The 14515-nt window shown below is 64.5% G+C and carries 11 protein-coding genes; 10 read left to right on the plus strand and 1 reads right to left on the minus strand.

Annotated features, from left to right (window positions below):
- Positions 1-35 precede the first annotated feature (35 nt).
- A complete protein-coding gene (locus CO656_RS16245) occupies positions 36-971 on the plus strand; it encodes an AEC family transporter (protein ID WP_097526409.1) in 936 nt (311 codons plus the stop codon).
- On the opposite strand, the gene CO656_RS16250 is transcribed toward CO656_RS16245, so the two are convergent.
- Positions 953-2605: an acyl-CoA dehydrogenase family protein gene (locus CO656_RS16250; protein WP_037414179.1), complete on the minus strand. Its 1653-nt coding sequence runs from the start codon at positions 2603-2605 to the stop codon at positions 953-955. The genes CO656_RS16245 and CO656_RS16250 overlap by 19 nt on opposite strands.
- Before the next feature lie 170 nt (positions 2606-2775).
- Here CO656_RS16250 and CO656_RS16255 point away from each other — a divergent pair, with 170 nt between their 5' ends.
- The 9 genes from CO656_RS16255 to CO656_RS16295 all read left to right on the plus strand — a co-directional run bounded on the left by CO656_RS16255 (position 2776) and on the right by CO656_RS16295 (position 14440).
- On the plus strand, positions 2776-3717 hold the full coding sequence (locus CO656_RS16255; RefSeq protein ID WP_097526410.1) for an aspartate carbamoyltransferase catalytic subunit: 942 nt from the start codon (positions 2776-2778) through the stop codon (positions 3715-3717).
- A complete protein-coding gene (locus CO656_RS16260) occupies positions 3714-5006 on the plus strand; it encodes a dihydroorotase (RefSeq protein ID WP_097526411.1) in 1293 nt (430 codons plus the stop codon). The genes CO656_RS16255 and CO656_RS16260 overlap by 4 nt, the downstream gene beginning before the upstream one ends.
- Before the next feature lie 27 nt (positions 5007-5033).
- Positions 5034-5645 (plus strand): glycerol-3-phosphate 1-O-acyltransferase PlsY, encoded by a 612-nt coding sequence (plsY, locus tag CO656_RS16265; protein ID WP_097526412.1) that lies wholly within the window; start codon positions 5034-5036, stop codon positions 5643-5645.
- Positions 5645-6805 carry a DNA-processing protein DprA gene (gene dprA / locus CO656_RS16270; RefSeq protein WP_097526413.1) on the plus strand — a complete coding sequence of 387 codons (1161 nt, stop codon included), beginning with the start codon at positions 5645-5647 and terminating at the stop codon, positions 6803-6805. Before plsY ends, dprA begins: the two co-directional genes overlap by 1 nt.
- Positions 6806-7005: 200 nt before the next feature.
- The gene (gene topA, locus CO656_RS16275; protein ID WP_097526553.1) at positions 7006-9666 is read left to right on the plus strand and encodes a type I DNA topoisomerase; all 2661 of its coding nucleotides are present in this window, start codon (positions 7006-7008) and stop codon (positions 9664-9666) included.
- Positions 9667-9668: 2 nt separating this feature from the next.
- Entirely contained in the window at positions 9669-12035 is a 2367-nt protein-coding gene (rnr, locus tag CO656_RS16280) for a ribonuclease R (RefSeq protein WP_097526414.1), read from the plus strand.
- Positions 12036-12077: 42 nt separating this feature from the next.
- Complete coding sequence (locus tag CO656_RS16285) at positions 12078-12533, plus strand: DUF983 domain-containing protein (RefSeq protein WP_097526415.1); 456 nt, start codon at positions 12078-12080, stop codon at positions 12531-12533.
- 86 nt (positions 12534-12619) lie between these two features.
- Positions 12620-13243: an NUDIX domain-containing protein gene (locus CO656_RS16290; protein WP_234819785.1), complete on the plus strand. Its 624-nt coding sequence runs from the start codon at positions 12620-12622 to the stop codon at positions 13241-13243.
- 12 nt (positions 13244-13255) lie between these two features.
- Positions 13256-14440, plus strand: coding sequence for an MFS transporter (locus CO656_RS16295; RefSeq protein WP_097526416.1), 1185 nt, complete (start codon positions 13256-13258; stop codon positions 14438-14440).
- Positions 14441-14515 lie beyond the last annotated feature (75 nt).

Consider the following 14515-nt stretch of genomic DNA (forward strand, 5'->3'; position numbering starts at 1 on the left):
CCGCCCACCTGACCCCTCCACCTGCATGAGCCGCGATGACCGCCATTTTCGAAAGCATCCTGCCCGTCTTTCTGCTCGTATTGCTGGGCGTCTGGCTCCGCCGTTCGCGGCTCATCGATCAGGAGCTCTGGGTGGGGCTCGAGCAGTTCGGCTACTACTTTCTCTTTCCCGCGCTGCTCTTTTCGACCCTGGCGAAGGCGGATTTCACGGGAATGAGGGCCGACGCGACGGCCGTCGCGGCAATTGGCAGCGTCACGCTGATGTCGATCGCTGTCCTGCTTGCCTGGCCCCTCCTGCGCAATAACGGCATTTCCGGCGCCACCTTCACCTCGATCTTCCAGACTGCGACGCGTTGGAATGCCTTCATAGCGCTCGCCATCGCTGAAAAGCTCTATGGCGCACTTGGACTGAGTCTGACCGCTCTGGTGATGGCGCTGATCATCATCCCGATCAACTTCTACAATGTCGCCGTGCTCGTCTGGTTCGGCGGCGGCAGCCGCGGTATCGGCCTGTTTTTCCTGCGGATCGTCACCAACCCACTCATCATCGCATCGGCACTCGGCATCCTATGCAATCTTGCGGGGATCGAGGTCTATTCGCCGGTCATGCGGACGATCGACATGCTGGCGAGCGCCTCGCTCAGCCTGGGCCTGATTCTGGTGGGCGCCGGATTGAAGATCGCCGACGCCCTGAAGCCAAGCGCACCCGCCGTCCTGGCGGTCGCACTGAAACTGATCGTCATGCCGATCTTCATGGTTGCCGGAAGCGCACTCCTCGGCATCGACGGCGATGCCCTGGTGATCATCGGCCTCGGCGCTGCCGTACCGACGGCCATGAACGGCTATATTCTCGCCAAACAGATGGGGGGAGACGCGGAGCTCTACGCCGCCGTCGCTACGATACAGACGGCCCTGTCGTTCTTCACGATACCGCTTGTCCTTTTCGTCACCGGCTACGCCGCGGCGGGATAGAGAAGATCGAGCACATAGGCGGAGTCGAAGCGGGAATCGAGCATGCCGTAGGTCGCGCGCCAACCGGCGGCCAATCGCGACTCCAGGAAGGCATCGGCGATGCGGCCGGCACCCAACCGATAGAGCTCGGCGGCGGCGGCCGCCAGCGCCAGCTGTTCGACCAGCATGCGCGCCGCGCCTTCGTCGCGCTCGCAAAGCGACATGGCGGCGCGCAGCACGTCGATCGTCTTGGGGCCGGAGGGTCCGAGATCGCGGCTGAAGACGGCGAACAACTGCTCGAAGAGCTCCTTGCGGCGACCGAGCACGCGCAAAACGTCGAGCGCCATGACGTTTCCGGAACCCTCCCAGATCGCATTGACCGGCGCTTCGCGATAGTGCCGGGCAAGCGCCCGCTCTTCCACGTAGCCATTGCCGCCGAGGCACTCCATCGCCTCGTAGATCAAGGCGGGGGCGATCTTGCAGCACCAGTATTTCGCGACGGGCGTCATGATCCGGGCGTAGGCCGCATCCTCGGCGCTGCTGTGCGCATTGTCGAAGGCTTCGGCGAGGCGGAACGACAGCGCGCTTGCGGCGGCGACGTCGAGCGCCATGTCGGCGAGAACCCGCGTCATCATCGGCTGGCTGACGAGCGTCTTGCCGAAGACCTTGCGGCCGCGGGTATGGTGCACGGCCTCGGCGAGCGAGGCTCGCATCATCCCGGCCGAAGCGAGCGCGCAATCGAGCCTGGTCAGCGTCACCATGTCGAGGATCGTGCGAATGCCGGCATCCGGCGTGCCGAGCAGGAAGCCGAAAGTGTCCGAGAATTCGACCTCCGACGAGGCATTGGAACGGTTGCCGAGCTTGTCCTTGAGGCGCTGGAAGCGCAACCCGTTGGCGGCGCCGTCCTCGAGCAGCCGCGGCACCAGGAAACAGCCGAGCCCCTCGCGGGTCTGCGCCAGCATGACGAAGGCGTCGCTCATCGGCGCCGACATAAACCATTTGTGGCCGTTCAGACGGTAGATCCCCTCGCCGACCCGTTCGGCGGTCGAGGTATTGGCGCGCACATCCGTGCCGCCCTGCTTCTCTGTCATGCCCATGCCGATCGTCACCGCGGACTTCTGCATCCAGGGCCGGTTGGTCGAGTCGTATTTGCGCGACAGGATCTTCGGCGCCCACTCCTTCTGGACAGCCGGCGAGGCGGTGATCGCGGCGACGGAAGCGCTGGTCATCGTCAGCGGGCAGAGATGGCCGCATTCGAGCTGCGCCGTCAAATAGAAGCGCAGCGCCCTCACCTTGTGCGACCGACCGCGCTCGTCCGGCAGATTCTCCCAGGCGGAAGAGTGCAATCCGGTTGTCATCGACCGGCGCATCAGCGCATGCCAGGCCGGGTGGAACTCGACGACATCGAGACGTTCGCCGCGCGGCCCGTGGGTCTTGAGCTTCGGCACGCCGTCATTCGCCATGCGCGCCAGTTCCTGCGCCTCGGGCGTGGTCACATAGCGGCCGAGCGCGTCGAACTCGTCACGAAGCGTCTTCGACATGCTTGACGTGATGTCGACCACTAGGGGGTCGGAACGGTAGGCATTGATACCGGACCAGGGCTTCGGCTGGTTCAGTTCGGCGAGTTTCTGTTCGGTCCGGTTCATCTGATTCATGAGGCCGGTTCTAGCGCAAGTTTCGCGGGTACGAAACAGGCCCGCGGACAAGAACCATGGCCGCCGCTCGTTTTCTTCGGAAGCCCCTGTGCGTCGCTTGCCGCGCCACTTGCCGTGCCAAGGGCCACGTTCTATAGAGCGAGCCAAATTCCAGCATGCAAGGGCGGCTCATGATCACTTTCCCGCATCGCCACCTGCTTGGCATCAAGGGGCTGACGGAACAGGACATCACGCTCCTCCTCGATCGCGCCGACCAAGCCGTGAAGATCTCCCGGCAGCGGGAGAAGAAAACGTCTTCGCTCCGCGGGCTGACGCAGATCAATCTCTTCTTCGAAGCATCGACCCGCACGCAATCGTCCTTCGAACTGGCCGGCAAGCGGCTTGGCGCAGACGTCATGAACATGTCGGTCGGCAACTCCTCGGTGAAGAAGGGCGAGACGCTGATCGACACGGCGATGACGCTGAACGCGATGCATCCGGACGTGCTGGTCGTTCGCCACTCGTCGGCCGGCGCCGCGGCACTGCTTGCGCAGAAGGTCTCCTGCTCCGTCGTCAACGCCGGCGACGGCCAGCACGAGCATCCGACCCAGGCGCTGCTCGACGCGCTGACGATCCGCCGCGCCAAGGGGAAGCTGTCGCGGATCATCGTGGCGATCTGCGGCGACGTCCTGCATTCGCGCGTCGCCCGCTCGAACATCCTGCTGCTCAATCAGATGGGAGCGCGCGTTCGCGTCGTCGCCCCGGCGACTCTGCTCCCCGCCGGCATCGAGCAGATGGGTGTCGAGGTCTATCGATCCATGGCGGAAGGCCTCAAGGATGCGGACGTCGTCATGATGCTGCGGCTCCAGCGCGAGCGCATGGCCGGTTCCTTCGTGCCGTCGGTGCGGGAGTATTTCCACTATTACGGGCTGGACGCGGAAAAGCTGAAGGCGGCGAAGGACGATGCGCTCGTCATGCACCCTGGCCCGATGAACCGGGGCGTCGAGATTGCGTCGGAGATCGCCGACGGACCGCAAAGCGTCATCGAACAGCAGGTCGAGATGGGCGTTGCCGTGCGCATGGCCGTCATGGAAACGCTTCTTCTCTCTCAGAACCAGGGCCCTCGCCTATGACCAGACCGCTTGTTCTCGAGAACCTGCGCATCATCGATCCCTCGCGAAACCTCGACGAGGTCGGCACGATCGTCGTCGGCAACGACGGACGGATCCTTGCGGCCGGCAAGGACGCCGTGAACCAGGGCGTCCCGGCGGGCGCCTTCGTCAAGGATTGTGCCGGCCTCGTCGCCGTGCCCGGCCTCGTCGATGCCCGCGTCTTCGTCGGAGAACCGGGCAGCGAATATCGCGAAACGATCGAGTCGGCCGCGCGTGCGGCAGCGACCGGCGGCGTCACGTCCTTTATCTCCATGCCCGACACCAATCCGGTGATCGACGAGATCGCCCTCGTCGAGTTCGTGCAGAAGACCGCCCGCGACAAGGCGCTCGTCAACGTCTATCCGGCCGCCGCCCTGACGAAGGAGCTGCTCGGCGTGGAAATGAGCGAGCTCGGGCTGCTCCGCGATGCGGGTGCGGTCTGCTTCACCAACGGCCGGCAGCCTGTCCACGACACGCTCGTGCTTCGCCGCGCCATGACCTATGCGCGTGAATTCGGCGCCGTCGTCGCGCTCGAGACCCGCGACAAATACCTCGGCGCCAACGGCGTGATGAACGAAGGCCTGCTCGCGAGCTGGCTCGGGCTGCCGGGCATTCCGCGCGAGGCCGAGATCATCCCGCTCGAGCGCGATTTGCGCGTCGCGGCACTGACGATGGCCGCCTATCACGCCGCCGAGATCTCCGTCCCCGAATCGACGGATGCCGTGCATGCGGCACGAGAACGCGGGGCGAATGTCACCTGCGGCATCTCGATCAATCACCTGACGCTGAACGAGAATGATATCGGCGAATACCGGACCTTCTTCAAGCTGACCCCGCCACTGCGCGGCGAAGACGACAGGGTTGCCATGGTCGAGGCGCTTGCCGCCGGCAAGATCGACATCATCGTGTCGTCGCACGACCCGCAGGGCGCCGATACCAAGCGGCTGCCCTTCGCGGATGCGGCCGACGGCGCGATCGGATTGGAAACCCTGGCGGCGGCCGCACTTCGGCTCCACCACAGCGGCCAGGTTCCGCTGATACGGCTTATCGATGCGCTCTCGACGCGTCCTGCCGCGATCTTCGGCCTGGACGCCGGCACGCTGAAACCCGGCGCGAAGGCGGATATAGCCATCCTCGATCTCGACGAACCCTGGATCCTCTACGAAAAGGAGCTGGTTTCCCGCTCCAAGAACACGCCATTGGAAAATGCACGCTTTACCGGCCGGGTCGTGCAGACCTATGTTGCCGGCAAGCTCGTCCATTCATTGTGAGCCGAAGCATTTAGGGGGGAGGAACCGGTGGATCTGTTTTCCTGGCAGCTGGGGCTGCCCGCAACACTTCTCTGCCTCGCCTTCGGATATCTGCTCGGCTCTATCCCCTTCGGCCTGATCCTCACCCGCATGGCGGGGCTCGGCGACGTGCGCAAGATCGGCTCCGGCAATATCGGCGCGACGAATGTCCTGAGAACCGGCAACAAGAAACTGGCCGGGGCCACGCTCTTGCTCGATGCGCTGAAGGGAACGGCAGCGGCCGCGGTCGCGTCTCTGTGGGGTGTCGAAGCCGGCATCGCCGCTGGCCTCGCCGCCTTTCTCGGCCATCTCTTTCCGGTCTGGCTCTCCTTCAAGGGCGGCAAGGGCGTCGCCACCTATATCGGGATCCTGCTCGGCCTTGCGCCTCTGATGGTTCCCGCGTTTGCCGCGATCTGGCTCGTCTCGGCCAAGATCACCCGATACTCCTCACTGTCGGCACTGGTTGCCACCGCGATCATGCCGATTGCACTCTACGCCACCGGATACGGGAAGATCGCCCTGTTCTTCGCCTTGATGACGGTCATCACCTGGATCAAGCACCGCGCCAACATACAGCGGCTCTTGAGCGGTACGGAAAGCCGGATCGGAGAAAAGGGATAATGCCGGCCGGCATCGCTCGACGTAACGGAACCGCGCTGACGGAGCGGCAGAGAATCGCATGGCTGCGGCTGATCCGCAGCGATAATGTCGGTCCGGCGACCTTTCGGAACCTCGTCAACCACTTCGGCTCCGCGGAGGCGGCGCTCGAGGCGCTGCCGGAACTGTCGCGGCGCGGCGGCTCGGATCGACAGTTCCGCATCGCCTCGGTGGCAGACGCGGAGCGCGAGCTCGAGGCGGCGCATCGGTTCGGCGCGGTATTTGTCGGTATCGGCGAGCCGGACTATCCGCCGGCGCTCAAGGAAATCGACGCCGCTCCGCCGCTTCTTGCGATGAAGGGCAACCTCCAGGCGGCAAGCCGCCCCTCGCTCGGCATCGTCGGCTCGCGCAATGCCTCGGTCAGCGGCGCGAAATTCGCAGCGATGATCGCGCGCGACGCCGGTGCCGCGGGCTATGTCATTACTTCCGGCCTCGCCCGCGGCATCGACACAGCCGTCCATCGCGCCAGCCTCGAGACCGGCACGATTGCTGCGCTCGCCGGCGGCCTCGACCAACCCTATCCGCCCGAAAATGTCGGCCTCCTGCAGCAGATCACCGCGGAAGCGGGCTTGGCGATCAGCGAAATGCCCTTCGGCTGGGAGCCGCGCGCCCGCGATTTTCCAAGACGAAATCGCCTGGTGGCCGGCATCAGCCTCGGCGTCGCAATTGTTGAAGCCGCCAGCCGTTCGGGCTCGCTCATCACCGCCCGCTATGCGGCCGATTTCGGCCGGCTCGTCTTTGCCGTACCGGGCTCACCGCTCGATCCGCGTTGTCACGGCACGAACGATCTCCTGAAACAGGGCGCGATCGTCACCACCTCCGCCGCCGACGTTCTGGAGGGATTGGCGCCGCTCAGCCGCGACGATCTATTCTCGCGGCTGAGCGCCCGGGAGCCGGTGCCTGAACATGCGCCCGCCGTGCCGCCCACGATGCCTTCGCCCGGAGGAGGCGGCCGCGCCCTTGTCGTCGAAGCGCTCGGTCCGACGCCGGTCGAGATCGACGACATCATCCGCCACACCGGCCTTTCCGCCTCCGAGGTGCACCTCGTGCTTCTCGAGCTCGATCTTGCCGGCCAGCTCAGCCGCCACGGCGGCAATCTCGTATCCCTCGCGCCACCGCAATAGGCGGCAAACGCAGCTCTACACGCGGAAGTCGCAAAACGAACCACCGGAAGTTGCGGAAAATCGAATGTTGCGGTTTGGTTGCGGTTCGCTATTTTCGATAAACCCCTTGACCGCGCCCGAATCCCTGTCCATTTCGTGGCCACCATAAAGGCCGCGCAACACCTGCGCCTTGCCAGAAGAGATTGTCTCAGAGAATGACGATGAATGTTGTAGTGGTGGAGTCGCCTTCCAAGGCCAAGACGATCAACAAGTATCTCGGCCCCGGCTACAAGGTACTTGCTTCGTTCGGCCATGTGCGGGATCTGCCGGCCAAGGATGGATCGGTTCGGCCGGACGAAGATTTCGAAATGTCGTGGGAAGTCGACGGCGCCTCCGCCAAGCGGATGAAGGACATTGCCGACGCCGTGAAGTCGTCGGACGGGCTGTTTCTCGCAACCGACCCGGATCGCGAGGGTGAGGCGATCTCCTGGCACGTGCTCGATCTCCTCAAGAAAAAGAAGGTGATCGGCGACAAGCCGGTCAAGCGCGTCGTCTTCAATGCCATCACCAAAAAGGCGGTGCTCGATGCGATGGCGGACCCGCGCGACATCGATATCTCGCTGGTCGACGCCTATCTCGCCCGCCGCGCGCTCGACTACCTCGTCGGCTTCAATCTTTCCCCGGTTCTCTGGCGCAAGCTGCCCGGCGCGCGCTCGGCCGGCCGCGTGCAATCGGTGGCGCTGCGGCTCGTCTGCGACCGCGAGGCGGAGATCGAACGCTTCGTCACGGAGGAATACTGGAATATCGCGGCGCTCTTGAAGACGCCGCGCGGCGACGAGTTCGAAGCGCGGCTCGTCTCGGCGGAGGGCAAGCGGCTGCAGGCGAAGTCGATCGGCAACGGCGAGGAGGCCAATCGGCTGAAGGCGCTGCTCGACGGCGCGAGTTATGTGGTCGAGAGCGTCGAGGCGAAGCCGGTCAAGCGCAATCCCGGTCCGCCCTTCACCACCTCGACATTGCAGCAGGCCGCTTCCTCCAAGCTCGGCTTCTCGGCGTCGCGCACCATGCAGGTGGCGCAGAAGCTCTACGAAGGCGTCGATGTCGGCGGCGAGACGGTCGGTCTCATCACCTATATGCGTACCGACGGCGTACAGATGGCGCCGGAGGCGATCGATGCAGCGCGTCGGGCGATCGGCGGCCAGTTCGGGCCCCGTTACCTGCCGGAAAAGCCGCGCTTCTATTCCACCAAGGCGAAGAACGCTCAGGAAGCCCACGAAGCGATCCGGCCGACCGACTTCAACCGCACGCCCGATCAGGTCCGCCGCTTCCTCGACGGCGACATGCTGAAGCTCTACGATCTGATCTGGAAGCGCGGCATCGCCAGCCAGATGGCCTCCGCTGAGATCGAACGGACGACGGCCGAGATCGCGGCCGACAATGGCGGCAGGAAAGCCGGCCTCCGGGCCACCGGCTCGGTCATCCGCTTCGACGGCTTCATCGCTGCCTATACCGACATGAAGGAAGACGGCGAGCAGGCGGACGACGGCGATGAGGATGGCCGGCTGCCCGAGATCAATGCGCGCGAAAACCTCGCCAAGCAGAAAATCAACGCCACCCAGCACTTCACCGAACCGCCGCCGCGCTATTCGGAAGCGACGCTGATCAAGAAGATGGAAGAACTCGGCATCGGGCGGCCCTCTACCTATGCCGCGACGATCAGCACGCTTGTCGACCGCGACTATGTGACGATCGACAAGCGCAAGCTGTTGCCGCAGGCCAAGGGCCGGCTGGTCACCGCCTTCCTCGAGAGCTTCTTTACCCGCTATGTCGAGTACGACTTCACCGCGTCGCTTGAGGAGAAGCTCGATCAGATTTCCGCCGGCGAGCTCAACTGGAAAGACGTGCTGCGCGAGTTCTGGAAGGATTTCTTCTCGCAGATCGAGGATACCAAGGAACTGCGTGTCACCAATGTGCTCGATGCGCTCAATGAGGAGCTGGCGCCGCTCGTTTTCCCGAATCGCGAAGACGGCGGCGACCCGCGGACCTGCCAGGTCTGCGGCACCGGCAAGCTCTCCCTGAAGCTCGGCAAATACGGCGCCTTCGTCGGCTGCTCCAACTATCCGGAGTGCAATTATACGCGCCAGCTTTCGTCGGAAAGCAACGGCGAGGCGGAAGCCTCCGTGTCGAACGAGCCGCAGAGCCTCGGCAAGGACCCGCACACCGGCGAGGAAATCACGCTGCGCAGCGGCCGCTTCGGACCCTATGTCCAGCGGGGCGACGGCAAGGAGGCCAAGCGCGCAAGCCTTCCCAAGGGCTGGACGCCGGCGACGATCGACCACGAGAAGGCGCTTGCCCTTCTCTCGCTGCCGCGCGACATCGGCAAGCATCCGGAGACCGGCAAGATGATCTCGACCGGGATCGGCCGCTACGGCCCGTTCGTGCTGCATGACGGCACCTATGCCAATCTGGAGTCTGTCGAGGACGTCTTCTCGATCGGCCTCAATCGGGCCGTTTCTGCACTCGCCGACAAGCAGTCGAAGGCTGCAGAAGGCGGCCGCGGGCGCACCGCCGCCGCTCTCAAGGAACTCGGGGAACATCCCGACGGCGGGGCGATTACGGTACGCGACGGTCGCTTCGGCCCCTATGTCAACTGGGGCAAGGTGAACGCAACCCTGCCGAAGGGCAAGGATCCGCAATCGGTGAGCGTCGAAGAGGCGCTCGCACTGATCGCCGAACGCGCGGCGAAAAGCGGCGTGTCGAAGGGCAAGTCGGCCAGGGGCCGATCCGCGGCCGCGGCAACGAAGAGCACGGCGACGAAAACCGGAAAACCCAAGACCGCTGCAAAGGCGAAGAGCAAGACGGCCGCGAAGGCCAAGAAGGACTGACCTTGAGCAGAATTCCGCGCGATCCGACCGAACGGCCCGCAAGAGGCGCCGGCAAGAAGCAGTTGCGCGCGGCCCAGGCGGCGCCCGCCCAAAAGGAAACGATCATCCACGGCGCCGTTCCGTCACGCGACATGCTGATGCGCTTCATCGCCGAAAACCCGCAGCAGGCCTCGAAGCGGGAGATCGCCAAGGCCTTCGGCCTTAAGGGGGAAGCTCGCGTCGAACTCAAGGCGCTGCTGCGCTCGCTGGAAGAGGACGGGCTGGTCGAGAAGAAGCGCAAGTCGCTCGTTCGCCCCGGCGCCCTGCCGCCGGTGACCGTGCTCGACATCACGATCCGCGATATCGACGGCGAATTGATCGGCCGGCCGGCCGAATGGCTCGACGACGACGGCGTCGCGCCGGCCGTCCTCATCCGGCAGTCTGCCGTCGGCAAGGCGAAGGGCAAGATACCCGTCGCCGGTCTCGGCGACCGGGTGCTTGCCAAGATCTTCCCGGCCAAGGAGCGCGGCGGGCCGGCCTACACGGCGCGCATCATCAAGGTCCTCGACAAGCGCAAGGATGCCGTGCTCGGCGTTTTCCGCGCTACACCGGGCGGCGGCGGACGGCTGCTGCCGATCGACAAGCGGGGCGAGGAAGTCCTCGTCGATCCGGAATTCACCGGCGAGGCCAAGGACGGCGACCTCGTCGAAGTGCATCTCGCCCGCCTCGGCCGCTACGGCCTGCCGCGTGCACAGGTGCAGAACATCATCGGCTCCGTCGCTTCCGAAAAGGCGATCTCGATGATTGCCATCCATGCGCATGGCATTCCTCACATTTTTCCGGAGCGTGTGCTGCAGGAGGCCGATGCGGCAGAGGCCGCCACAATGGCGCATCGCGAGGATTGGCGCTCGCTGCCGCTCGTCACCATCGACCCGGCCGATGCCAAGGACCACGACGACGCCGTCCATGCCGAACCGGACCCCTCGCCCGACAATCCCGGCGGCGTCATCGTCACGGTCGCGATCGCCGATGTCTCCTGGTACGTCCGGCCGAAATCGGTTCTCGATCTCGAAGCGTTGAAACGCGGCAATTCCGTCTATTTCCCCGATCGCGTCGTGCCGATGCTGCCCGAGCGAATCTCCAACGATCTCTGCTCCTTGAAGGAAGGCGTCGATCGCCCGGCGCTCGCCGTCAGGATGCGCTTCTCCAAGGAGGGCCGTAAGGCGGGGCATACGTTCCACCGCATCATGATGCGCAGCGCCGCCAAGCTTTCCTATCAACAGGCCCAGGCCGCCATCGACGGCGCGCCGGACGAAAAGACCGGGCCGATCCTGGAACCGATCCTGAAGCCGCTATGGGAAGGCTACCGCATTCTCAGCCGCGGGCGGGAACGGCGCCAGCCGCTCGAGCTCGACATGCCCGAACGCAAGATCATCCTGAAGCCGGATGGGACCGTCGACCGGGTCTTCGTGCCGGAGCGGCTCGACGCCCACAGGCTGATCGAGGAAATGATGATCCAGGCCAACGTCGCCGCCGCGGAGACGCTGGAACAGAAACGCCAGGCACTGATCTACCGCGTCCATGACCAGCCGTCGCTCGCCAAGCAGGAAAGCCTGCGCGAGTTCCTGGCGACGCTCGACATCTCGCTCTCCAAAGGCGGCAATATGCGCGCCAACCATTTCAACGGCGTACTCGCCCGGGCCGACGGCAAACCCTACGAGACGATGGTCAACGAGATGGTGCTGAGGTCGCAAAGCCAGGCGATCTACAGTCCGGAGAACATCGGCCATTTCGGCCTTAATCTGATGCGCTATGCTCATTTCACCTCGCCGATTCGGCGCTATGCCGACCTAGTGGTGCATCGGGCGCTGGTGAGCGCGCTCGGGCTTGGCGAGGGCGGCTTGACACACCAGGAAGAGGGCGTGCTCGACGATATCGCAGCGGAAATCTCCACCTTTGAGCGGCGCGCGATGGCGGCCGAACGCGATACGGTCGACCGGCTGATCGCCCATCACTTGAGCGGACGCGTCGGCGAGGAGTTCGACGGGCGCGTTTCGGGCGTCACCAAGGCGGGACTATTTGTCACCCTTCCCGCCTATGGTGCGGATGGGTTCATCCCTATATCTACGCTCGGACGCGACTACTTCATCTATGACGAAGCGCATCAGGCCCTTTCCGGCGAAAAAACCGGACTTGGCTATCGGCTCGGCGATCCGGTCCGCGTCAAGCTCGCAGAAGCCGTGCCGCTCGCCGGCGCGCTCCGCTTCGAGATGCTGAGCGAAGGGCGAAAGATGCCGACGGCAATGCGCTCCTTTCACAAGTCCGGCCGCCGCGATCGCATGAACGCAGGCAAGCGGCCGGGAACGCGACCGCCGCGCGGCAGGCGCTGATCTTCAGCGGCCGGAGCGGTCCTCGTTCGATTAGGATTGGGCATGAAGGCAATGGCAACGGACAAGCTCCAACTGGGCGGGGAGCAGCGGGAGGAGCGGCCCGTCGGCCGCTCGATGAAGCGCGGCTTTCTCGGGAAGTGCCCCGCCTGCGGCCAGGGCCGACTGTTTCAAAGCTTCGTCAAATCGGTGGATGCCTGCGCCGTCTGCCGCGAGCGAATGGACCATCACCGTGCCGACGACTTTCCGCCCTATATCGTCGTGACGATCGTCGGCCATGTGGTGCTCGGCGGCTATATGATGACCGATCTCGTCCTTCCGCTCACCACCTGGCAGCACCTGGCGCTCTGGGCGCCGGTGACGCTCGTCAGCGCACTCGCTTTGATGCAGCCGGTCAAGGGCGCGGTCATCGGCCTGCAATGGGCTCTCAAGATGCACGGCTTCGGCGGTCACGAAGACCGGCCGGAAGACATCCTGCCGCCGCGGGATCCCTCGGCATGAAGCCTAATCGGAGCAGCGGCCCGCCGCAGCCACAGCCGGGCGCGGCCAAGCATCCGCCGCTCCGACCGCGGGACGCGGCGTCGATCATGCTCCTCGACCGCTCCAACAAGGGCGTGCGTGTCCTGATGGGCAAGCGCCACAGCGCCCATGCCTTCATGCCCGACCTCTATGTCTTTCCCGGTGGCCGCCGCGATCCGACGGACCATCGGCTGGGATTTTCCGGCGATCTGAAGCCGACAGTGCTCAGCGCGCTGAAGGCAAGCGAAGGGCGCCCGATCCCCGAGGGACGCGCCCGGGCGCTGGCGCTCGCGGCCGCGCGAGAACTCTTCGAAGAGGCGGGAGTATGTCTCGGCCGGCAACACAGCCCGTCGGGTGCTCCCCTTCCCTTTCTTCCCGATCTCACAAACTTGCGCTATATGGCGCGGGCCATCACGCCGCCGGGACAAGCGCGGCGGTTCGACACGCGCTTCTTTGCAGTCTTCGCGGATGAGGCCGAAATCGATCCGTCTGCTATCCTGGACAGCCGGGAGCTTCAGGATTTGCAGTGGATCGACGTCAACGACTTCTCGTCTCTCCAAGTGCCGGAGATCACCGCAATCATCCTCGCGGATCTGAGAGCCGGGCTTGAGGCGGATTCCTCGCTTCCTCATGACCGAGCAATCCCGTTCTACTTCACGCGCCGCGGGCGCTTTCTTCGCACGCTTCTCTAGGGATCCTGCCGAATGTCGAAGCCGCAGTCCGGCACATCCGCGCCGGTTGACGAAATTCACTGGCCTTCGCTGATCGCTGCGCTTGCGTCGATCACCGCCGTCGGCATTGCGATGGGTCTTGGCCTTCCGCTGCTCAGCATCATCATGGAAAAGCGCGGCATCGCACCGACGCTGAACGGGTTGAATGCTGCAATGGCCGGCATCGCATCGATGGCCGCCGCTCCGTTCACAATGAAATTCGCCCATCGTCACGGCGTTGCGCCGACCATGCTGCTGGCGATCGTTTTCGCGGCGGCAAGCGCGCTCGGCTTCTACTACGTCAGCAATTTCTGGCTCTGGTTTCCGCTTCGAATCGTGTTTCACGGTGCAATTACCGTTCTCTTCATTCTCTCGGAATTCTGGATCAATGCCACTGCGCCGCCCAACAGGCGCGGCTTCGTGCTCGGCATCTACGGCACGGTGCTCTCGCTTGGCTTCGCCAGCGGCCCCCTGCTCTTTTCTATGCTGGGGAGCGAGGGCGTGCTGCCCTTCGCCGTCGGCGCGGCGGTCATCCTGCTCTCGGCAATTCCGATCTTTCTCGCGCGCAACGAAAGCCCGGCCCTCGACGAGAAGCCGAAACGCCATTTCATGCGTTACGTCTTCCTCGTGCCGACGGCCACCGCCGCCGTCTTCATCTTCGGCGCGGTGGAATATGGTGGCCTTTCGCTCTTCCCTATCTTCGGGACACGCGCCGGCTTTACCGAATCGCAGGCGGCTCTGCTCCTGACCGTCATGGGCATCGGCAATTTCATCTTTCAGATTCCGCTCGGCATGCTGTCCGACCGCGTGAAGGATCGCCGTACGATCCTGTCGGCACTGACCTTGATCGGCTTCGTGGGCGCATTGTTTCTGCCGATGCTGGTCGAAAACTGGTTTCTCATGGCACTTGTGCTTCTGTTCTGGGGAGGGTGCGTCTCGGGCCTCTACACGGTCGGACTCAGCCATCTAGGCGCCCGACTCCAGGGGGCCGACCTCGCGGCCGCCAACGCAGCCTTCGTGTTCTCATACGCCGTCGGCACGGTAGCGGGCCCGCAAGTGATCGGCGCCGCAATGGATGTCACCGGCAACGACGGGTTTGCCTGGGCCATTGCCGGCTTCTTCGGGCTCTATGTCGTGCTTTCGCTCGCCCGCATGGTTTTGAATCCAAAACGGCCTTGACTTTTCGGCCGCGATTTGTACTTTCGCGCCAACCTTGACCGTGGCCCGCAACCGGTTGTCCACGGCTTTCATCTT

This window comes from Sinorhizobium sp. FG01, assembly GCF_002531875.1.
Classification (GTDB): Bacteria; Pseudomonadota; Alphaproteobacteria; order Rhizobiales; family Rhizobiaceae; genus Sinorhizobium; species Sinorhizobium fredii_C.